Origin of the sequence: Enterococcus sp. AZ011 (assembly GCF_050548355.1) — a bacterium.
GTDB classification, from domain to species: domain Bacteria; phylum Bacillota; class Bacilli; order Lactobacillales; family Enterococcaceae; genus Enterococcus; species Enterococcus faecalis.
Map to the genome: position 1 here is coordinate 788,282 of NZ_CP172959.1, position 21,662 is coordinate 809,943.

20 protein-coding genes are annotated in these 21,662 nt (G+C 37.9%); 18 read left to right on the plus strand and 2 right to left on the minus strand.

Annotated elements, in window-relative coordinates; all coding sequences use genetic code 11:
- The first annotated feature begins 2 nt into the window (after positions 1 to 2).
- On the plus strand, positions 3 to 1,676 hold the full coding sequence (recN, locus tag IGL36_RS03865) for a DNA repair protein RecN (protein ID WP_159154335.1): 1,674 nt from the start codon (positions 3 to 5) through the stop codon (positions 1,674 to 1,676).
- Between the two features lie 90 nt (positions 1,677 to 1,766).
- Here recN and IGL36_RS03870 read toward each other — a convergent pair whose 3' ends face one another.
- Positions 1,767 to 1,877, minus strand: coding sequence for a DUF4044 domain-containing protein (locus IGL36_RS03870; protein ID WP_002383399.1), 111 nt, complete (start codon positions 1,875 to 1,877; stop codon positions 1,767 to 1,769).
- A 67-nt stretch (positions 1,878 to 1,944) separates the two neighbouring features.
- Entirely contained in the window at positions 1,945 to 2,910 is a 966-nt protein-coding gene (locus tag IGL36_RS03875) for a magnesium transporter CorA family protein (protein ID WP_002383400.1), read from the minus strand.
- A gap of 244 nt (positions 2,911 to 3,154) precedes the next feature.
- Here IGL36_RS03875 and IGL36_RS03880 point away from each other — a divergent pair, with 244 nt between their 5' ends.
- The 17 genes from IGL36_RS03880 (at position 3,155) to ileS (ending at position 21,650) form a co-directional block, all read left to right on the plus strand.
- The gene (locus IGL36_RS03880) at positions 3,155 to 3,547 is read left to right on the plus strand and encodes a DUF3397 domain-containing protein (protein WP_002383401.1); all 393 of its coding nucleotides are present in this window, start codon (positions 3,155 to 3,157) and stop codon (positions 3,545 to 3,547) included.
- 233 nt (positions 3,548 to 3,780) lie between these two features.
- The gene (gene mraZ / locus IGL36_RS03885) at positions 3,781 to 4,266 is read left to right on the plus strand and encodes a division/cell wall cluster transcriptional repressor MraZ (RefSeq protein WP_002383402.1); all 486 of its coding nucleotides are present in this window, start codon (positions 3,781 to 3,783) and stop codon (positions 4,264 to 4,266) included.
- 14 nt (positions 4,267 to 4,280) lie between these two features.
- On the plus strand, positions 4,281 to 5,237 hold the full coding sequence (gene rsmH / locus IGL36_RS03890; protein WP_002355891.1) for a 16S rRNA (cytosine(1402)-N(4))-methyltransferase RsmH: 957 nt from the start codon (positions 4,281 to 4,283) through the stop codon (positions 5,235 to 5,237).
- A gap of 16 nt (positions 5,238 to 5,253) precedes the next feature.
- Positions 5,254 to 5,661 carry a cell division protein FtsL gene (ftsL, locus tag IGL36_RS03895; protein ID WP_002385090.1) on the plus strand — a complete coding sequence of 136 codons (408 nt, stop codon included), beginning with the start codon at positions 5,254 to 5,256 and terminating at the stop codon, positions 5,659 to 5,661.
- Positions 5,661 to 7,889 (plus strand): penicillin-binding protein, encoded by a 2,229-nt coding sequence (locus tag IGL36_RS03900; RefSeq protein WP_002391503.1) that lies wholly within the window; start codon positions 5,661 to 5,663, stop codon positions 7,887 to 7,889. The genes ftsL and IGL36_RS03900 overlap by 1 nt, the downstream gene beginning before the upstream one ends.
- A gap of 27 nt (positions 7,890 to 7,916) precedes the next feature.
- Positions 7,917 to 8,882 (plus strand): phospho-N-acetylmuramoyl-pentapeptide-transferase, encoded by a 966-nt coding sequence (gene mraY / locus IGL36_RS03905; RefSeq protein ID WP_002355894.1) that lies wholly within the window; start codon positions 7,917 to 7,919, stop codon positions 8,880 to 8,882.
- Between the two features lie 22 nt (positions 8,883 to 8,904).
- Positions 8,905 to 10,275, plus strand: coding sequence for a UDP-N-acetylmuramoyl-L-alanine--D-glutamate ligase (murD, locus tag IGL36_RS03910; protein WP_002397923.1), 1,371 nt, complete (start codon positions 8,905 to 8,907; stop codon positions 10,273 to 10,275).
- 4 nt (positions 10,276 to 10,279) lie between these two features.
- Positions 10,280 to 11,371: an undecaprenyldiphospho-muramoylpentapeptide beta-N-acetylglucosaminyltransferase gene (murG, locus tag IGL36_RS03915; RefSeq protein WP_002378131.1), complete on the plus strand. Its 1,092-nt coding sequence runs from the start codon at positions 10,280 to 10,282 to the stop codon at positions 11,369 to 11,371.
- A gap of 8 nt (positions 11,372 to 11,379) precedes the next feature.
- Positions 11,380 to 12,504: a cell division protein FtsQ/DivIB gene (locus tag IGL36_RS03920; RefSeq protein ID WP_002397920.1), complete on the plus strand. Its 1,125-nt coding sequence runs from the start codon at positions 11,380 to 11,382 to the stop codon at positions 12,502 to 12,504.
- A gap of 173 nt (positions 12,505 to 12,677) precedes the next feature.
- Positions 12,678 to 14,000, plus strand: a complete 1,323-nt coding sequence (gene ftsA / locus IGL36_RS03925; RefSeq protein ID WP_002355898.1) for a cell division protein FtsA — start codon at positions 12,678 to 12,680, stop codon at positions 13,998 to 14,000.
- A gap of 26 nt (positions 14,001 to 14,026) precedes the next feature.
- The gene (gene ftsZ, locus IGL36_RS03930) at positions 14,027 to 15,259 is read left to right on the plus strand and encodes a cell division protein FtsZ (RefSeq protein WP_002355899.1); all 1,233 of its coding nucleotides are present in this window, start codon (positions 14,027 to 14,029) and stop codon (positions 15,257 to 15,259) included.
- 16 nt (positions 15,260 to 15,275) lie between these two features.
- On the plus strand, positions 15,276 to 15,953 hold the full coding sequence (locus IGL36_RS03935; protein WP_002358890.1) for a YggS family pyridoxal phosphate-dependent enzyme: 678 nt from the start codon (positions 15,276 to 15,278) through the stop codon (positions 15,951 to 15,953).
- 13 nt (positions 15,954 to 15,966) lie between these two features.
- Positions 15,967 to 16,611, plus strand: a complete 645-nt coding sequence (locus tag IGL36_RS03940) for a cell division protein SepF (RefSeq protein WP_002355901.1) — start codon at positions 15,967 to 15,969, stop codon at positions 16,609 to 16,611.
- A gap of 28 nt (positions 16,612 to 16,639) precedes the next feature.
- Complete coding sequence (locus IGL36_RS03945; protein ID WP_002355902.1) at positions 16,640 to 16,897, plus strand: YggT family protein; 258 nt, start codon at positions 16,640 to 16,642, stop codon at positions 16,895 to 16,897.
- Positions 16,898 to 16,923: 26 nt separating this feature from the next.
- On the plus strand, positions 16,924 to 17,706 hold the full coding sequence (locus IGL36_RS03950) for an RNA-binding protein (RefSeq protein WP_002355903.1): 783 nt from the start codon (positions 16,924 to 16,926) through the stop codon (positions 17,704 to 17,706).
- A gap of 151 nt (positions 17,707 to 17,857) precedes the next feature.
- Positions 17,858 to 18,559, plus strand: coding sequence for a cell division protein DivIVA (divIVA, locus tag IGL36_RS03955; protein ID WP_002355904.1), 702 nt, complete (start codon positions 17,858 to 17,860; stop codon positions 18,557 to 18,559).
- 310 nt (positions 18,560 to 18,869) lie between these two features.
- Positions 18,870 to 21,650: an isoleucine--tRNA ligase gene (gene ileS / locus IGL36_RS03960; RefSeq protein WP_002387984.1), complete on the plus strand. Its 2,781-nt coding sequence runs from the start codon at positions 18,870 to 18,872 to the stop codon at positions 21,648 to 21,650.
- The last annotated feature ends 12 nt before the right edge of the window (positions 21,651 to 21,662 follow it).

Genomic DNA, 21,662 nt, shown 5'->3' on the forward strand with positions numbered 1-21,662 from the left:
AGATGTTACAAGAACTTTCCGTGAAAAATTTTGCGATTATCTCTTCGTTACAATTAGAGTTTCAAATGGGTATGACCGTTTTAACGGGAGAAACGGGTGCGGGGAAATCCATCATTATTGATGCAATGGGATTACTCACAGGCGGACGTGGCTCCAGTGACTATATTCGTCAAGGAGCAAATAAATGCACCTTAGAAGGACTTTTTTCAATGCCGAAAAGTCAAGAATTAAAGCAATTATTAGAAGAATTAGGTATTGAAACAGAAGAAGATTCTTTAGTGATTCAACGAGATATTTCCGCTTCTGGTAAAAATGTTTGCCGTGTCAACGGACGAATTGTCAACATTACTAATTTAAAAAGAATTGGGGAATATTTAGTAGATATTCATGGCCAAAACGAACATCAAGAATTGATGCAAAGTGAACGCCATATTGATATGTTAGATGAATTTGGTGGGAAAAAACTTTTAGCAATCAAAGAAAAATATACACAGGCGTATCAAGAGTATCGCGCACTCGAAGCCAAAGTCAGAAAGCGACAAAAAAATGAAAAAGAATTTGCCCAAAGAATGGACATGCTTCATTTTCAAAGTGATGAAATTGCTAGTGCACAGTTAGTCGCTGGCGAAGAAGAACAATTGTTAGAAGAACGCAATAAACTGAACAATTTTCAAAAGATTGCTGATGCACTGACGATTAGTTATGCCGCGCTAAATGGTGAAGACGATAGTAGTTTGGATAAAATCGGAACAAGTATGAATGAACTCGCTTCGATTGAATCCCTTGATTCAGAATATAAAACATTGTCAGATACTGTTCAAAATGCTTACTACTTACTACAAGAAGCCAGTGGAGATCTTTCTAGGTTGATTGATGGCTTAGAACTAGACGAAGGCCGCTTGAATGAAGTAGAAAATCGTTTGGAATTAATCCGTCAAATGAAACGTAAATATGGCGATTCAATCGAAACGATTTTATCTTACTATGAAGAAATCACCAAAGAGTTAGCAGAGGCTGATTTTTTGGAAGGTGGTACAGGTGACTTAGAAGCGTTGCTTGCAGAGAAACAACAAGCCGCTCATCAACAAGCATTAGCTTTACGAAAAGAACGAAAGCGCCTAGCCAAAGAGCTCGAACAACAAATTTTAACCGAATTAAAAGAACTATATTTGGAGCGAACGGAATTTGAAGTCCGTTTTACAGAACTTGAGCATTTACAAGAAAATGGCTTAGACGGAGTAGAATTTTATATTACTACTAACCCAGGGGAACCATTAAAACCGTTAGTTCGGGTGGCTTCTGGCGGAGAACTTTCGCGAGTGATGCTAGCTATGAAAACAATCTTTTCTCAAACGCAAGGGATCACTAGTATTGTTTTTGATGAAGTGGATACAGGAGTTAGTGGCCGAGTAGCACAGGCGATTGCCGATAAAATTTATCAAATTTCAGAAAATTCGCAGGTGTTGTGTATCACGCACTTGCCACAAGTGGCGGCCGTTGCCGATGAACATTATTTTATTGAAAAAGAAATCGTGGCGGGTCGGACAGAAACAAGCGTCCGAATTTTATCTGAAAAAGAGCGAGTAAACGAAATTGCGCGTATGCTCGCAGGAAGTGAAATTACGAAATTAACCATTGAACATGCACAAGAGCTGTTGGCGATGGCGAAAAAATAGCCGCTCTATTTGAGCAAGTAAAAAAACAGCCCCTTCAATTGATAGAAGGGACTGTTTTTTTACTTTTAATGTGTGAAAAAGTTCTCCAGTTTAAAGACTAAGAATTGCTGTTAAAACAGTTGAACCTACAATTGCGATCAGCATTAGCCAAACCACGACTTTCGTGATTTTTGAAAAGCGACTTTGTTCTTTGTCGTTCATAAATGACACGTCCTTTTTAATTTCTGCTAATAGTGTACAACCTTTTCCTGAAAACAGCAACCTAAAGTTATAAGAGATTCTTTTTCTTTAAAATTCGAATACTAATTACGCAGATTAAGGTAGTGATAGCAAAAATAATCCAAAAAGAATATTCATGCTCTGCAAAAGGGAGTTTCACATTCATGCCGTAGATTCCCCCGATGATGGTCGGGATGGTTAGGACAATTGTTAAGGATGTTAAAATTTTCATGACATTATTTAAGTTATTTGAAACGATTGCTGAAAAAGTATTACTAATGTTATCAACTAATTTTAGTTGTATTTTAGTCGTATTCAGTCCTTGTTCTAGTTCAATCAGAATATCCCTTAAAAATGGCAAATGTTTTTCTGGATGATTAAAAATTTCAGCGCTATATAAACGTTTTAATACTTTTAAATTATCCGTTAAAGCTGCTTCGAAATAAACTAGACTTTTTTGAATGTCCATAATCTGATACAATTGACTATTTTCTGTGGCTACTTGGAGCTCTCCTTCAAGTTTGTTGGTTTGTTGGATAAGTGCTTGTAAGTTTTTATTGAAGGAAAGGGCCATCTTCCATGAAAGGGCTAAAATTAAGGCCTTCTCAATAGAAAGATCTTGATGCGTGAACGCCTCTTTTTGAATCCCATGAACGATGTCGTTAGGCCCATTGCTAACAGTAATTAGTTTGTTATCGACGGTTGCGATTAAAGCAATCGGCACCGTTTCTACTTGCAGATAGCCACTAGGACTGATACTCGCTTTGGGATAACGAAATAAAAGTAACGTAGGCGTTTGTAATTTTTCGTGGCGGAAACCTTCCACTCGAGCATTTTCTTCATCATCTAAAACGCCGGTAAGATAATCTGTTGGTAAGTGGTATTGATTGACGAGACGCTCGATTTCTTCTTCTGTAGGAGATTCTACCGAAATCCAACTTAGGGCTTCATCGTCTGGTGAACAAGGTTCAAAATAGTCATTTTTTAATAATAAATAATTAATCAAAAGATTCACCCCGAATCAACATTTTTTGTTCTAAATCCATTATAATAGAAGTATGACACAATACGAGAAGAAAAGCTTATAAAAAACATTCAAAAATAAGTGGCCGCGATAGGTGAGGCCTCGTTTTGAAAATGGTTTGATAAGTAATCCGTTTTTTATATGAAAAAGCAAGCAAAAAGGGCTTTTAGCACATATATTTAAACGAAATGAAACATCTGTGTAACGTTGATGAAGTATAGTTATAGCAGGTGGAATGAAAGGATTTGTTGAGAGAATGGTGTCGTTTTCGGCAATAATGTTATTTTGGTATATTTTTCCGGTAATTGTGCTCTTTGCGTGCAATTTTCTCGTGTCCACTTTTTCCCTAACGGAACGTTGGAAAATAAAAGCACCGGATTTGGCCATTCCGTTTTTATTCATAGGGATCCATGAGTTATCCAAAGATAGTTATGATGAATCGATTATGCCGTATTTTGTGATTTCTATTTTGTTATTAGGAGTCGCTGTTGCCCTGTTTCAAGCTTATTATTATGGAGAGATTTTATATAGACGATATTTCAAGATGTTTTGGCGGTTGACGTTTTTACTAACGTTTGTGTTGTATGTGTTGCTTATCTTGCTAAATATCAGTCATTATCTACTGTAATAAAGCGTGGAGACAATAGGGGAAATACGCTGTGGGAAAATGTCCCCCACAACTCCCCACTCCGTGGGGTTTTTTTGTTATTTGTGGGGTTATTTTATAAAAAACATAGTAAAAACCTTGTTATAATAACATTTTTTGTTGGGTGATGCTTGTTACATAAAACCCTGTAAATATTACAGAAATTTTAAATAACAGTTAAAAAATAGAAGTTTTTAGATTTATAGTGGTAGAAAGTGGTGGGATGTGGTAGACTTGTTCTATCAAGTGGAAAAGCGGGTGTATTGGCTATGCTTATGGGTGAATACCAACATAATATCGATGCCAAAGGCCGCCTAATCGTTCCATCAAAGTTTCGTGAGGAACTTGGCGAAAAATTTGTGGTAACGAGAGGGATGGATGGCTGTTTATTTGGTTATCCTTTAAATGAATGGTCACAACTTGAAGCAAAACTTCAAGAAATGCCCTTAGCTAAGAAAGATGCACGTACCTTTGTACGATTCTTTTATTCCGCTGCAACAGAATGTGAGATTGATAAGCAAGGTCGTATCAATATTCCGGCGAATTTACGAACACATGCCAGTTTAGAAAAAGGCTGTGTTGTTATCGGCGTCTCTAACCGAATTGAAATTTGGAGTGACGAACGTTGGCATGCATTCTCTGATGAAGCTGAAGAAAACTTTGATGAATTAGCAGAAACAATGATTGATTTTGGATTTTAGGAATGAGGCAAATGATGACTGAAGAATTTCGCCATTACACTGTTCTTTTAAAAGAAACAGTGGATGGATTACAAGTGAAGCCGGATGGCGTATACGTAGATTGCACACTCGGTGGTGCCGGACATAGTGAATACTTACTGACACAATTGAATGAGCACGGTCATTTATATGCCTTTGATCAAGACCAAAAAGCGTTGGCACATGCTAAGACTCGTTTGCAGAAATATGTAGACAAAGGTCAAGTGACCTTCATCAAATCAAATTTTAGAAATATTAAAGAAGAATTGGCAGAACACGGGGTGTTCCATGTTGATGGGATTCTATACGATCTAGGTGTTTCTTCACCACAATTAGATGAAGCGGAACGTGGTTTTAGCTATCATCAAGACGCGCCCTTAGATATGCGCATGGATCAAGACGCACCCTTGACGGCTCGCGAAGTGGTGAATACGTATAGCTATAGTGAGTTAGTAAAAATTTTCTTTCGTTATGGGGAAGAGAAATTTTCGAAACAGATTGCTCGAGAAATTGAACGTGTTCGCGAAAAGCAACCAATTGAAACAACAGGTGAACTCGTTGAGATTATTAAGACGGCGATTCCAGCTCCAGCAAGACGCAAAGGTGGACATCCTGCAAAACGAATTTTCCAAGCAATTCGCATTGCCGTTAATGATGAATTAGGGGCAGTTGAAGAGTCGCTAGAACAAGCAATTGATTTGCTAGCGAAAAATGGCAGAATCAGTGTGATTACGTTCCATTCGTTAGAAGATCGTATTGTTAAAACAATGTTTAAAGAATACAGTACGGTACAAGATTTGCCACCAGGCATTCCAGTGGTGCCAGAAGAATTTCAACCAGAATTAAAAGTAATTACCAGAAAACCAATTTTACCAAGTGACAGTGAGTTATCTGAGAATAATCGTTCACGAAGTGCGAAGTTACGCATTGCCGAAAAAATAAAATCTAGATAGAGAGAGGGGTAGACACATGGCTGAATTGAAGAAAGTAAATGATTTCCATTATGAAGCACCAGAAATGGATCAGCCAACTGTGGCAACAGAGCAAGACAGAAAAATGCAAGAGGAAACACTACCTGTCCCCGCTCTATTACCCAAAAAGAAACTAAAAAATGTCTCTTTACTAGAAAAATTAATCGGTGTTGTATTAGTTTGTGCAACGATTGGTATTGCAATTGCGACAATTCAAGTAAGAACGACAATTGTCCAAACCATGAACGATATTACAGAAACACAAGCAGTCATTAAAGAAAAGGAAGATAACGCTTTGAAATTGGAACAAGAAAGAAGCGAACTTTCTAAATCAGATCGAATCAAAGATGTCGCTAAAAAACAAGGACTAGAAAATAACGGCGACAATGTTAGGACTGTTAAATAATGAGTAAAAGACATAAATTTAAACAATTCATGAAAAAGAAAAACTTAAATCCGATGAACAATCGTAAAAAAGTAGGCATCATTTTATTCGCTACGAGTATTGGATTGTTCTTTTTATTTGCCTTTAGAACGACATACATTGTGGCAACAGGCAAAGTAGCCGGTGTCTCACTAAAGGAAAAAACAGCTTCTTTATATGAAGGAAGCCAAGTGGTAAAAGCTAAGCGAGGATCAATTTTAGATCGATATGGTAATCCAATCGCAGAAGATGCTACTTCCTATTCGTTATATGTCGTATTATCAAAAAAATATACGGGACAAAATAATGAAAAGCTATATGCGGAGAAAAAAGACTTCGATGATATTGCTGAAATTTTAGCGAAATATACCAAACTAGACAAAAAAACAGCATTGAAATACTTGAATAATGGGATCCATGAAGATGGGTCAACACAATATCAAGTGGAATTTGGTACAGGTGGTCAAAACATCACCTTGGAAACACGCCAAAAAATTGAAGCAGATTTGAAAAAGAAAAAAATCTCAGGTGTTTATTTCAATGAACATCCAGCCAGATTATATCCCAATGGGCAGTTTGCTTCTCACTTTATTGGCTATACAAAAGCAGCCAATCCAGATGATGATAAAGAAGGCTTAGTAGGTGCGATGGGACTAGAACAGACCTATAATGATATTTTAAGCGGAACCGATGGCCGTGTGTATTTTGAAAAAGATATTTACGGTAATGCCTTACCAGGAACTGTGGCGGAAGAGAAAAAAGCAGTGGATGGTCAAGATATTTACACAACGCTGGATAGTCGCTTGCAAAATACCTTAGAAGATTTAATGACGCAAGTTAATGAAAAATATGAACCAGTTTCTATGACTGCCATGTTAATGGAAGCAAAAACAGGCGAAATTGTTGCCATGTCTCAACGGCCAACATTTAATCCTGAAACGAAACAAGGGTTAGACGATAATGGTACGTGGCAGAACCTATTAGTTGAAAGTCCTTATGAACCAGGCTCAACAATCAAATTATTTACAACAGCTGCTTCTATGGAACAAGGACAGTTTAATCCTAATGAATTATTCAATCGTGTTGGTGGAATTCAAGTTGGGGATGTAACTGTGAATGACCATGACTACACTCGGTTGAACGGGAAAGAATATTTGAATTATCGTCAAGCCATTTCTTGGTCTAGTAATATTGGTATGGTAAAACTAGAACAAAAAATGGGTGATGAAAAATGGATGGAATATTTGAAAAAATTTGGTTTTGGTACGAGCACGCATTCAGGTTTAAGTGGTGAATCTGCTGGTAAATTGCCAGGAACAAACTTTGTAGATAGAGCAATGTCGGCATTTGGTCAAGCAATTACAGTTACTAATTTCCAAATGATGAAAGGTTTCTCAGCTATTGCAAATGACGGTTCAATGTTGCAACCTCATTACATCAGCAAAATTGTTGACAAAAATACAGGAAAAGAAACGATTACGGAACCACAAATCGTAGGAACCCCAATCAAAGCGCAAACAGCTCAACAGATTCGTACGTACATGATTGATACTGTTGAAGACCCGACTTACGGGATTGCGTATGATATTTATAAAGTACCAGGCTATCATGTTGCTGCCAAAACAGGAACTGCCCAGATTTCAGATGGTAAAGGGTACGTTGATGGAGCAAGTCAAGTCTTGTCTTCTGTAGTGGAAATGGTCCCAGCGGATAATCCTGAATATGTTTTGTATATTACACTTAGACAAGCAAAATCAGGTTCGCCTTCAGAAGCAATGGCGGCAATTGCAAACCCATTAATGAAATTAGCGTTAGACATTAAAGAGACAGATCCGGAAACAACGAAAGTAGCTTCTGATAAAGTCACAGTTGCTGATTATAAAAACATGACACCAGCGGAAGCGTTGGCCAATGCCAAAGTGAACGGGGTTGATCCTGTGATTATCGGTGATGGTGAAAAAATCAAAAAACAATCAACGCCGTCTGGTGAAAAATTAATGCCTAATCAGAAATTGATTTTGATCACAAATGGAACGAACTATATGCCTGATTTAACCGGCTGGTCCAAGAGCGATGTTACCAAGTTTGGCGATCTATTAGGTTTGACTGTCGAGTTTAAAGGTGAAGGCTATGTGACGAAACAAAGTATCGCTGCTGAAACTGAAATTACGGAGAAAAAATTAACCGTGACTTTAGAAGGCACAGAATAATAACGTAGAATAATTAGGAGAGATAACATGGAGTGGACACAGATTTTTATTCCCATAGTGGTGAGTTTTGCCATTACAGTGAGCGTAATGCCACTATTCATTGGCTATTTTCAAATGAAAAAACAAGGGCAGGTTACTCGTGAAGATGGCCCAACTTGGCATAGCGTGAAAACAGGTACCCCTACAATGGGTGGAGTCGTTTTCCTTGTAGCCAGCTTGATTACTTCGCTAGCAATGGGGTTATTTTTCCACCAATTTACGCCGTCGCTACTAATTATTCTATTTATTTTAGTGTTATACGGTTTGCTAGGTTATTTGGATGATTTCATTAAAGTCTTTAAAAAACGGAACATGGGCTTAAATTCTCGTCAAAAATTAATTGGTCAAATTTTTGGTGGGTTGGTTTTCTACTTTGTTTATCGAAGTGAAGGCTTTTCAGACACCTTAGATTTGTTTGGAGTAGCAGAAGTTCCGTTAGGTATTTTTTATGGCGTGTTTATTATTTTTTGGTTAGTCGGTTTTTCTAATGCCGTGAATTTGACAGATGGGATTGATGGCTTAGTTGCTGGTTTAGGAACAATTTCATTTGGTACTTATGCAATTATTGCCTGGAAACAACAACAATTTGATGTTGTGATTATCTGCCTAAGTGTGATTGGTGGGCTGATTGGCTTTTTCCCTTATAATAGAAAACCAGCAAAAATCTTCATGGGTGATGTTGGTTCATTAGCATTAGGTGGATTGTTAGCAGCAATTTCAATTATTTTGCATCAAGAATGGACGCTACTTTTAATTGGACTTGTCTACGTTTGTGAAACAGCAAGTGTTATTTTACAAGTTGCTTCATTTAAATTATTTGGTCGACGGATTTTTAAAATGTCACCAATTCATCACCATTTTGAAATGTGTGGTTGGTCTGAATGGAAAATTGATTTTGTCTTTTGGTCTGTCGGTTTAATCTGTTCAGGAATCACATTATGGATTCTTTTCTAATCTATCAAAGGGGAAATTGACAATGAAAAAAATAACAACCTATCAAAACAAAAAAGTGTTGGTTTTAGGACTAGCTAAAAGTGGTGTCAGCGCAGCGAAACTCTTACATGAGTTAGGTGCGCTCGTTACCGTTAATGACGCAAAACAATTTGATCAAAACCCTGACGCCCAAGATTTATTAACCTTGGGTATTCGTGTTGTTACAGGGGGGCATCCAATTGAATTGTTGGATGAAGAATTTGAACTAATTGTTAAAAATCCTGGCATTCCTTATACAAACCCACTTGTGGCAGAAGCACTAACTCGGAAAATTCCTATCATAACTGAGGTGGAATTAGCAGGTCAAATTGCCGAATGTCCAATTGTCGGCATTACGGGCACCAATGGCAAAACAACCACGACCACGATGATTGGTTTACTGCTAAACGCTGACAGAACGGCTGGTGAGGCACGTTTGGCGGGAAATATTGGTTTTCCAGCGAGTACGGTGGCTCAAGAAGCAACGGCCAAGGATGATCTTGTGATGGAACTTTCTAGTTTTCAGTTAATGGGAATTGAGACGTTTCACCCACAAATCGCAGTAATTACAAATATTTTTGAAGCACACTTGGATTATCATGGTTCGCGGAAAGAATATGTTGCTGCAAAATGGGCCATTCAAAAAAACATGACCGCAGAGGACACCTTGATTTTAAATTGGAATCAAGTAGAGCTTCAAACGTTAGCTAAAACCACAGCAGCCAACGTATTGCCTTTTTCAACGAAAGAAGCAGTAGAAGGGGCTTATCTTTTAGAGGGGAAATTATATTTTAATGAAGAATATATTATGCCCGCCGATGAGCTAGGGATTCCTGGCAGTCACAATATTGAAAATGCACTCGCAGCGATTTGTGTAGCTAAATTAAAAAATGTATCGAATGCTCAGATTAGACAAACTTTGACAAACTTTTCAGGCGTTCCCCATCGAACGCAATTTGTTGGCGAAGTTCAGCAAAGACGTTTTTATAACGATTCAAAAGCAACCAATATTTTAGCTACAGAGATGGCGTTAAGTGGGTTTGACAACCAAAAGCTACTTTTACTTGCGGGTGGCTTGGATCGCGGTAACTCATTTGATGAATTGGTTCCTGCTCTGCTGGGACTCAAAGCAATTGTTTTATTTGGAGAAACCAAAGAAAAATTGGCGGAAGCTGCTAAAAAAGCGAACATTGAAACAATTTTATTTGCTGAAAATGTTCAAACGGCGGTTACCATTGCCTTTGATTATTCGGAAAAAGATGATACTATTTTACTATCACCTGCTTGCGCAAGTTGGGACCAATACCCGAATTTTGAAGTACGCGGGGAAGCCTTTATGCAAGCTGTTCAACAATTAAAAGAAAGTGAAATGTGAGAAAATGAAGATACTAGTAACTGGTGGTGGCACAGGTGGGCATATCTACCCTGCGTTATCCTTCGTCGAACACGTCAAAAAAGAAGCACCTGCAACAGAATTCTTGTATGTGGGAACAGAAAATGGTCTAGAAAGTCAAATTGTGCCAAAGGCGAAAATTCCATTTAAAACGATTAAAATTCAAGGATTCAAGCGTTCGCTAAGTCCTCAAAATTTTAAAACAATTTATTTATTTTTAACAAGCATTAATAAAGCAAAAAAAATTATTCGTGAATTTCAACCAGATGTGGTCATTGGTACAGGTGGTTATGTTTCTGGTGCAGTAGTTTATGCGGCCCACCAATTGAAAATACCGACAATTATTCATGAACAAAATAGTATCCCCGGAATGACAAATAAATTTTTAAGTCGTTATGTGGATAAAATTGCGATTTGTTTTCCAGATGTCGCTAGTTTTTTCCCGAAAGAAAAAACAATTTTAACAGGGAACCCGCGGGGACAAGAAGTCGTAACGGTGAAAAAGTCAGCTATTTTATCAGAGTTTGGCTTGGATCCAGCAAAGAAAACGGTGGTTTTATTTGGCGGAAGTCGTGGCGCCTTGAAAATCAATCAAGCGTTTGAACAGGCCTTTCCTTTGTTTGAAGAGAGAGAGTATCAAGTTTTATACGCTTCAGGAGAAAGATATTATCAGGAACTTCAAGAAAGTCTAAAGCTTTCTGAAAAGAAATTGACAAACATAAGTGTGCAACCGTATATTGATAAAATGGTTGAAGTGATGGCTAATACCGATTTAATGGTGGGACGTGCAGGAGCAACCTCAATTGCGGAGTTCACCGCATTAGGATTACCAGCAATTTTAATTCCGAGTCCTTACGTCACGAATGATCATCAAACGAAAAACGCGCAAAGCTTAGTAAAAGTTGGTGCTGTTGAAATGATTCCAGATGCAGAATTGACCGGCGCTCGTTTAGTTGCGGCAATTGATGATATTTTATTAAACAATGAAAAAAGACAACAGATGGCAACGGCGTCCAAAGGGGAAGGCATCCCAGATGCAAGTGATCGTTTGTATCAAGTTGTGAAAACGTTAGTCTGAGATAGGAGGTGTGGAAGATTAGTAACGAGAACGATATATTCAAAAAAAGAAAACCATTACCTCCAAAAAAATCGGAAGAGTCTCAACCTGAACTGACACCTTGGCAAAAACAAAACCAAGAATATTTGAAGAAGCAAGCGGAAGAAGCTGCTTTAAAAGGTGAAAACGAACAAGCAGAAGTCACCATCACTTTACAAGAACAAAGTCAAGAAGAGCCTCAACAACATCTTCCACAAGAAACAGTGGAAGAAGAGGAGCATTTTGCAGATCGTTTACCGAACGTTAAGAAAACACGGAACAAGCGCTTATACAGGCGTTTAGCCTTTATTTTAACTTGTTTAGGGACAGCCATTTTAGTGGCATTGTATTTTGTTTCGCCTCTTAGTCGATTGAGTGAAGTAACAGTTTCAGGCAACAAAAGTGTGGAGAGTCAAGCGATTATTCAGCAGTCAAAACTTGAAACGGGCAGTGGCTTATGGGAGCAGTATTCAAATAGAAATTATTTTTCTGCAAATATTCAGAAAAAGTTTCCAATTATAAAAAAGGCGAACATTAAGTTAAATGGTATTAATTCATTTAAAATTGATATTCAAGAGTATCAAATTGTCGCTCTTGCTGCGACTAAAGGCGGCTATCATCCGATTTTAGAGAATGGTAAAACTTTGGCGGAAACCACCAAAGCTGCTGAAAGTGGCAAACCAATTTTTGAGAATTTCAAAGAGGATAAATTAATCCCTGAATTAATGGCCTCTTACAACAAATTACCTCAAGAAATTAAACAAGGAATTTCAGAAATTAAATATGCACCATCCAAAACCAATAAAGACTTGATTAATGTCTATATGAATGATGGAAACCGAGTGATTGTTAATATTTCTGATTTAAGTGAGAAAATGGCTTATTATTCACAAGTAGCCGAACAAATGGACAAACCTGGAATCGTTGATATGGAAGTCGGCATTTTTTCTTATCCGTATGAAAAAGAAAGTGAAGAAACGGGCAGTGAAGTTTCCGAAGATTCAGCGGTTGAAAATCAAGAAGTTGTGGACCCAAATGCAGGCGTAGCAACGGATGGAGCGAATAACGGTACGCCGACAAATGGAGAAAATCAAGAAGTGCAACAAGCAGAATAAGTTTTTTACAAAAATGTTTCAAAAATTAACGAACAAATTCGTATAATCTGCTTTCTAAAACCCCCATTTTTATGGTAAAATTGGAAGAAGTGAATAATACTAAAAAAGAGATAGTTAAACGGACGCCTTTGTCCGCTTAGATATTGGAATTAATAGGAGGAGGAATTCCGTTCATGGCAAAAACAGGAATGTATGTAGGCCTCGATATTGGTACAACTTCTGTCAAAGTAGTTGTCGCTGAATATATTGAAGGTCAAATGAACATCATCGGCGTTGGAAATGCAAAATCAGACGGTTTGAATCGAGGGATTGTCGTCGATATTGATCAAACAGTTCAAGCAATCCAACGGGCCGTTCGACAAGCCGAAGAAAAAGCCGGCATTCAAATTAAAAGCGTAAATGTTGGATTACCAGCGAATTTATTAGAAGTAGAAAGCTGTCAAGGAATGATAGCTGTTAGCAGTGAATCAAAAGAAATTACAGATGAGGATGTGCGCAACGTCGCATCTGCAGCTTTGGTTCGTTCAACTCCTCCTGAACGTCAAATTGTTGCAATCTTACCGCAAGACTTTACCGTCGACGGCTTTGAAGGCATCAAAGACCCACGTGGAATGCTTGGCGTTCGCATGGAGATGTTTGGCGTTGTCTATACTGGACCAAAAACAATCATCCATAACATCCGTAAATGTGTTGAAAAAGCTGGCTTAGGAATTAACGAATTAGTGATTACACCGCTTGCTTTAACGGAAACAATTTTAACAGATGGCGAAAAAGACTTTGGAACAATTGTCATTGATATGGGTGGCGGTCAAACAACGACATCTGTTATCCACGACAAACAATTGAAATTTACTCATGTTAACCAAGAAGGCGGCGAGTTCATCACTAAAGATATCTCAATCGTATTGAATACTTCTTTTAACAACGCCGAAGCCTTAAAAATTAATTATGGGGATGCTTATCCAGAAAGAACTTCAGCAAACGAAGAGTTTCCTGTTGATGTTATCGGTAAGTCAGAGCCTGTAAGAGTGGACGAACGTTACCTTTCAGAAATTATTGAAGCGCGTGTGGAACAAATTTTGAGAAAATCAAAAGAAGTTCTGGATGAAATTGATGCGTTTGAATTACCTGGAGGCGTTGTGTTAACTGGTGGCGCCGCTAGTATGCCAGGTATTGTCGATTTGGCGCAAGAGATTTTTGAAGCCAACGTAAAACTATACGTACCAAATCACATGGGCTTACGTAACCCAGTCTTTGCTAATGTCATTAGCATTGTGGAATATTCAGCGCAACTAAACGATATTTATCACATTGCCAAATATGCAATCCCTGGTGAAAAATCGAAACCAGCACAATCAGTCGCTGTCCAACAAGAAGTTCGCTATGACACATATGCTGAACAGCCTCAAGAAGAATACGAAGAATTCAACGAACGTGAGTCTGGTGAAAAAGTGACAGGCAAAATCAAAGACTTCTTCTCGAACATTTTCGACTAATCACATAAACAGGAGGATACGATATCATGGAATTTTCATTAGACAATAACATTAACAACGGTGCAGTCATTAAAGTTATCGGTGTAGGTGGCGGCGGCGGAAACGCTGTAAACCGTATGATCGAAGAAAACGTTAAAGGCGTGGAATTTATCACAGCCAATACAGACGTTCAAGCATTAAAACATTCAAAAGCAGAAACAGTGATTCAATTAGGCCCTAAATACACTCGTGGTTTAGGTGCTGGTTCACAACCTGAAGTTGGCCAAAAAGCTGCAGAAGAAAGTGAACAAGTGATTTCAGAATCATTACAAGGCGCGGATATGATTTTCATTACTGCTGGTATGGGTGGCGGAACTGGTACAGGTGCTGCGCCAGTAGTTGCAAAAATCGCTAAAGAATTAGGCGCTTTAACAGTTGGTGTAGTAACTCGTCCATTTAGTTTTGAAGGTCCAAAACGTGGTCGTTTTGCCGCTGAAGGAATTGCCTTATTAAAAGAAAACGTTGATACACTATTAATTATCTCAAATAACCGCTTATTAGAAGTCGTTGACAAGAAAACGCCAATGCTTGAAGCATTTAGAGAAGCTGATAATGTATTACGTCAAGGTGTTCAAGGGATTTCAGATTTAATCACTGCACCAGGTTACGTAAACTTGGACTTTGCTGACGTGAAAACAGTGATGGAAAACCAAGGAACAGCTTTAATGGGAATTGGTGTAGCGAGCGGCGAAGAACGCGTAATTGAAGCAACGAAAAAAGCTATTTCTTCACCATTGTTAGAAACATCAATCGATGGTGCGGAACAAGTCTTATTAAACATTACTGGTGGCTTAGACATGACCTTGTTTGAAGCACAAGATGCTTCAGATATCGTTACAAATGCTGCTTCAGGTGATGTGAACATCATCCTAGGTACATCAATCAATGAAGATTTAGGCGACGAAATTCGTGTAACAGTAATCGCTACAGGTATTGATGAATCAAAAAAGGATAGAAAACCGCACCGTCAAACAAGACAAGCGGTTCAACCAATGCAACAAACAACTCAATCTGTGGAAATGGATCAACCAAAATCACAAGAAGAAGCAAGTGCTTTTGGCGATTGGGATATTCGCAGAGAACAAAATACACGTCCAAAAGTTGATGAATCTTCATTAGAACAAGTAGACAAAAAAGAATTTGACACATTCCACCGTGAAGAACCAAATCACAATGATGACGAATTAAGTACGCCACCATTTTTCCGCAGAAAACGATAAGGAGCATCGATTAGAAATGATAGCTGAAAACTTAACAAATATTAATAATCAACTTCAGCTAGCATGCAAAAGCTCACAGCGCTCTGTTGCTGATGTGACAATGATTGGCGTCACTAAATCAGTAGGAATTGAGGAAGCAGCAGAGCTTGTTCAGCTTGGTGTCCAGAATTTAGCTGAAAACCGAGTAGATAAGTTACTAGAAAAGAAAGCTGGATTGGAAAAATTTAATGATATTCAGTGGCATTTAATTGGTAATTTACAACGTAGGAAGGTAAAATTAATTATTAATGAGATAGATTATTTTCATGCATTAGATAGTCTGAGTCTAGCCAAAGAAATTCAAAAAAGAGCAACGAAAGTTATTCGTTGTTTTGTTGAAGTGAATATAACTGGGGAAGAAAGCAAGCACGGCTTTCGTAAAGAAGACGTCTTACCTTTCATTCAAGAACTTGCTGATTTGGACAAAATTCAAATCGTCGGTCTAATGACTATGGCACCTTTTGGGGCAAGTGAAGAAGTATTACATGCAACATTTAGAGAATTAAAAGAGCTGCAAATGACCGTAAATGAGAAACATTTATCTTTTGCTCCTTGTACAGAACTTAGCATGGGAATGAGTAACGATTTCCCAATCGCAGTTGAAGAAGGTGCAACTTTTATACGAATCGGAACAGCGTTATTCAGAGATGCGTAAAGGAGAGGAATTTATGTCAATTTTTAACAAGGATGCGTTATCGAGCTTTTTTGGCTTATCTGGCGAAGAAGATGATTATTATGATAACTACGAAGAATATGAAGAGCGCAAAGCAGTTAATGAACCACCGCGTCGTGCAGCTCGGCCTAAACCACAACGCCCTGTTCAACAACAGGAAAGTTACAGTCAGCCAGCTTATACACAACAAAGTGAGCCTGTAGTTGAAAAACCTTCTGCACGCTATCGTTCTGCTGAAGCGCATCAAGAAAGAGACACACAACAAGCTGCTTACACAGAGAAAAAAGTGGTTTCTATGCGTAGTTCTAATCAATCAGCGACTACGAATACAAGACGAGCACAAGAAAGCACCGCCAATGCAAAAACACATAAAATTACTATTATTGAACCACGTGTGTATTCAGAAGCAATGAGCATTGCGAAACATTTATTTGCTGAAGAAGCTGTGCTAGTTAATTTTACATTAGTAGAAGAAGACCAAGCACGACGCATCGTTGATTTCTTAACTGGTACTGTGTATGCTTTAGACGGAGATATTCAGCGCGTTGGCAATGAAATCTTCTTATGCACACCAGCGAATATGGAAATTGATAGTGCGACAGCACAATCTTTAGCCAACAAACAATTCTTTGATTTCTAAGCCTTAGGGAGGTGTTATTATCGCAACACTGATTACTCTATTATACAAAGGCGTTCAAATCTATTCAGGATTACTAGTGATTTACGCGCTACTTTCATGGTTTCCAGGAGCATATGATTCTGCTTTTGGGCGTTTGCTCTCTAGAATTTGTGAACCATACTTAAGTTTGTTTGACCGTTTGAATTTAAGGATTGGAATGGTTGGATTTAACGTAATGGTAGGGATTATTGTCCTTAACCTAGCAGCGGGTGGCTTAGCAGTCATTTTACGAGCTATTGTTTATTAATAACTTTTAGAAAGGATGATTTATCTATGAACGCAAATGTGTATCAACATTTCCGCAAAGATGAACATCCTTTTATTGACACTGTCGGGGATTGGCTAGAGCAAGTGGAGATGCAATACGCGCCTTATTTGACAGACTTTCTTGATCCTAGACAGGCGTATATTTTGGAAACGTTGATTCGACAAAACAGTGATTTATCGTTTACTTTTTATGGTGGTTATGAGCAAGCAGAACGAAAACGCTGCTTGATTTATCCAGCGTATTACATACCAGAAGAGACAGATTTTGGTGTTGTATTATTTGAAATTATTTATCCATCTAAATTTGCGACATTATCTCATGGGAAAATTTTAGGCACCTTGATGAATGTTGGGGTTCGTAGGGAAGCCTTTGGAGATATTATTTCCGATGGTGATAAGTGGCAGGTTTTTATAGCACAAGAAGTAGCTGGCTTCGTTGTTAACCAAGTCGACAAAATTGGTAAAATTACTGTTCGTTTAGAAGAGCGTGATTATACACAAATTTTGATACCGAAGGATGGTTGGCAGGAAGAGCGAACGACTATGAGCTCTTTGCGGCTGGATAGTGTGATTTCCGCCGTATTTAATATTTCAAGGCAGCGATCAAAACAATTGATCGAATCTGGTAAAGTAAAAGTCAATTGGACAGAAACGACACGACCAGATTTTGCTTTAGACTTATTAGATATTGTTTCGATACGGGGATTTGGGCGCCTTCAGATTCAAGAATTAGAAGGAAAAACAAAGAAAGAAAAATTTCGTGTCCTCTTAGGGGTATTGAGAAAATAATCTCGAACTTTTGTTTAAGAAAACCATTTTGGCTGTTCATTCAGACGAAGTTGTGTATAATAAAAAAAGTAAGATATTTGCTATTTCAGGATTAGTATGAGAATGTGTTCATAAGGGGTTTTACAAAAATAATCCAAAGAGGTGAAGGAATATGGCATTAACTCCATTAGATATTCAAAACAAAGACTTCTCAACAAAAATGAGAGGCTATAACCAAGACGATGTAGATGACTTTTTAGATCAAGTTACACGTGATTATGAAGATGCATTACAAAAAAATCGTGAACTTGAGAAATCATTAAAACACGCAGAAGAAAAATTACAATACTTCAATGAATTGAAAGATGCATTGAACCAATCAATTATTGTTGCACAAGATACCGCTGATAAAGTGAAATCAAGTGCCAACAAAGAATCAGAAATGATTATCACTTCGGCAGATAACCAAGCCAAAGAAACCTTGGTAGAAGCTGAACGTAAATCAAATGCAATGATTGCAGATGCTGAAGCGAAATCAACACAAATCTTAGCAGAAGCAATTGAACGTGCTCGCCAATTAGCTGGGGAAACAGAAGACTTGAAGAAGAAAACACGTGTCTTCCATCAACGCTTAAGCTTAATGCTTGAAACTCAATTAGAGCAAGTGAAGAGTGAAGAGTGGGAAGAGATTTTAAAGCCTTTTTCTAGTTATGTCGGAGACAAACATACAGCAGTTAAGGAAATTCTTGATGAACAAGACCTTGACAACGAAAATGAAACTGTTGTAAACTCTGAAGAGAACACAGATGCTGTAGTAGAAAAAAAGCCTGTAATTGAAGTCACTGAAGAAACAATTGAAGAAGAATCAAAATAGATAGAACAGAACGTTTAATGTTTATTCTTAGCAGCGAGTCAATGATAGTGAAAGTTTGACAGACACTGGCATTAAACAGATCCTCTATCCTAGATGCAGTTCTGAACACTTGAGTAGGAACTGCCGGATAATTACCGTTATCAATTTCAGAGAAAGTAGGGGCAACTCTACTTTGAATTTGGGTGGTAACACGAGTACTTCGTCCCTTGGGATGGAGTACTCTTTTTTTATCTACTTTTATCAGCTATCGTTCATCTTTAGTATGAACTAACACAATTAAATCGATAAAATGAAAGCGAGGCAAATGCATATGAAAATGAAAGAAACATTGCAATTAGGAAAAACAGCTTTTCCAATGCGTGGGAACTTGCCAAACCGTGAAGCAGAATGGCAAAAAGACTGGGAAGAAAAAGGCTTATATGAACAACGTCAAAAATTAAACGAAGGAAAACCAACCTTTGTTTTACATGATGGCCCTCCGTATGCAAACGGAAATATTCATTTAGGACATTCTTTGAATAAAATCAGTAAAGATATTATTATTCGTTCAAAATCAATGTCTGGTTTCCGTTCTCCTTATGTGCCTGGTTGGGATACTCATGGTTTACCAATTGAGCAAGTGTTAACCAATAAAGGGGTTAAACGTAAAGAAATGACTGTCGCTGAGTATCGCGAAAAATGTAAAGAGTATGCCTTATCACAAGTCGATAAACAACGTAACGATTTTAAACGTTTAGGTGTGTCAGGCGATTGGGAACATCCATACATTACGTTAGATCCAGAGTATGAAGCAGCAGAAATTCGTGTTTTTGGTAAGATGGCAGAAAAAGGCTATATTTATAAAGGCTTAAAACCAATTTATTGGTCTCCTTCAAGTGAATCTTCTTTAGCAGAAGCAGAAATTGAATACAAAGATGTAAAATCACCTTCTATTTACGTAGCTTTTAATGTGGCCGATGGTAAAGGTCTTTTAGATAACGAGACAGCCTTCGTCATCTGGACGACAACCCCTTGGACATTACCAGCCAACTTAGGTATTTCAGTTAATCCTGATTTTACGTATGTTGAAGTGAAGGCAGACGGTCGTAAATTTGTAATTGCTAAAGATTTATTAGCAACAGTTAAAGAAGCGGTTGGTTGGGAAGAAGTAGAAGTCTTGCGAGAATTTTCTGGTGAAAAATTAGATCGTATGACAGCTCAACATCCATTCTATGATCGAACATCACTTGTTATGCTAGGCGACCACGTGACGCTAGATGCCGGGACTGGCTTAGTTCATACCGCACCAGGACATGGGGAAGATGATTATATTGTCAGCCGTAAATATGATTTACCTGTTATTTCTCCTGTTGACAGCCGTGGGGTCTTTACAGATGAAGCACCTGGTTTTGAAGGAATTTTCTATGACAAAGCGAATCCAATGATTACTGAGTTATTAGAAGAAAAAGGCGCGTTATTAAAATTAGATTTCTTTACGCATAGTTATCCACATGATTGGCGTACCAAAAAACCAGTTATCTACCGTGCAACGCCACAATGGTTTGCTTCAATCTCTAAATTCCGTCAAGATATTTTAGATGAAGTTGAGAAAGTTGACTGGCTAATTCCTTGGGGAAAAACACGTTTATATAATATGATTCGTGACCGTGGTGATTGGGTAATCTCTCGCCAAAGAGCGTGGGGTGTACCATTACCGATCTTCTATGCTGAAAACGGGGAAGCCATCATTACGCCAGAAACAATTGAACATGTAGCGAATTTATTTGCAGAACATGGATCAAATATCTGGTTTATGCGTGAAGCAAAAGAGTTACTACCAGCAGGCTTTACACATCCAGGTTCACCAAATGGCGAGTTTACCAAAGAAACAGATATCATGGACGTTTGGTTTGACTCAGGTTCTTCACATGAAGGAGTTTTACGAGAAAGAGAAGAGTTAACTTTCCCAGCAGATATGTATTTAGAAGGTTCTGACCAATATCGTGGTTGGTTTAACTCAAGTATTACAACAAGTGTCGCTATCAATGGAGTAGCGCCTTATAAATCAATTATTTCTCAAGGGATGGTTCTCGATGGCGAAGGCCGTAAGATGAGTAAATCGTTAGGCAATACTATCTTACCTGAAAAAGTTATCAATCAAATGGGTGCAGATATCTTACGCTTGTGGGTAAGTAGTGTTGACGCGGAAGCCGATGTGCGTGTCTCAATGGATATCTTAAACCAAGTATCTGAAGTGTACCGGAAAATCCGTAATACTATGCGTTTCTTGTTAGCGAATACGAGTGATTTTAATCCAGCTGAGCATACTGTAGCTTATGCTGATTTACGTTCTGTAGATAAATACATGACGGTTCGTTTAAATCAAGTCATTCAAGAAATCCGTGAAAATGGTTATGAAAAATATAATTTCATGCATATTTATCGGACAGTTATGAACTTCTTAACTGTGGATCTATCTTCTTTCTATTTAGACTTTGCGAAAGATGTCGTTTATATTGAAGCAGAAAATGATTATCAACGTCGTTGTATGCAGACTGTTTTCTATCAAACATTGGTTTCATTAACAAAATTATTGACACCAATTATTCCACATACAGCGGAAGAAATTTGGAGTTTCTTACAAGAAGAAGAAGAGTATGTGCAATTAGCTGAATTCCCAGGTTACGAAACGTTTACTAATGAAGAAGAATTGATGGATACATGGGCAGCCTTTATGGATTTCCGTGACAATGTCTTAAAAGCGTTGGAAGAAGCTCGTCATTCTAAATTAATCGGTAAATCGTTAGAAGCTAAAGTAACTGTTTATCCAAATGAACAAATTCGTCAATTAATGACAGCTGTTGATGCAGATATTGCTCAATTACTAATTGTTTCCGACTTTGAAGTATCAAAAGAAGTAGCACCTAGTGAAGCTGTTCAATTTGAAGACATGGCTATTTTAGTTGAAAAAGCAGAAGGCGAAACGTGCGACCGTTGTCGTTCCGTTCGTCAAGATGTCGGCTCAGATGAAAAATTACCAACACTTTGTGGCCGTTGTGCACACATTGTTGAAGAAAATTATCCAGAAGCGGTTGCTGAAGGATTCGAATAAACAAGAAAAAAG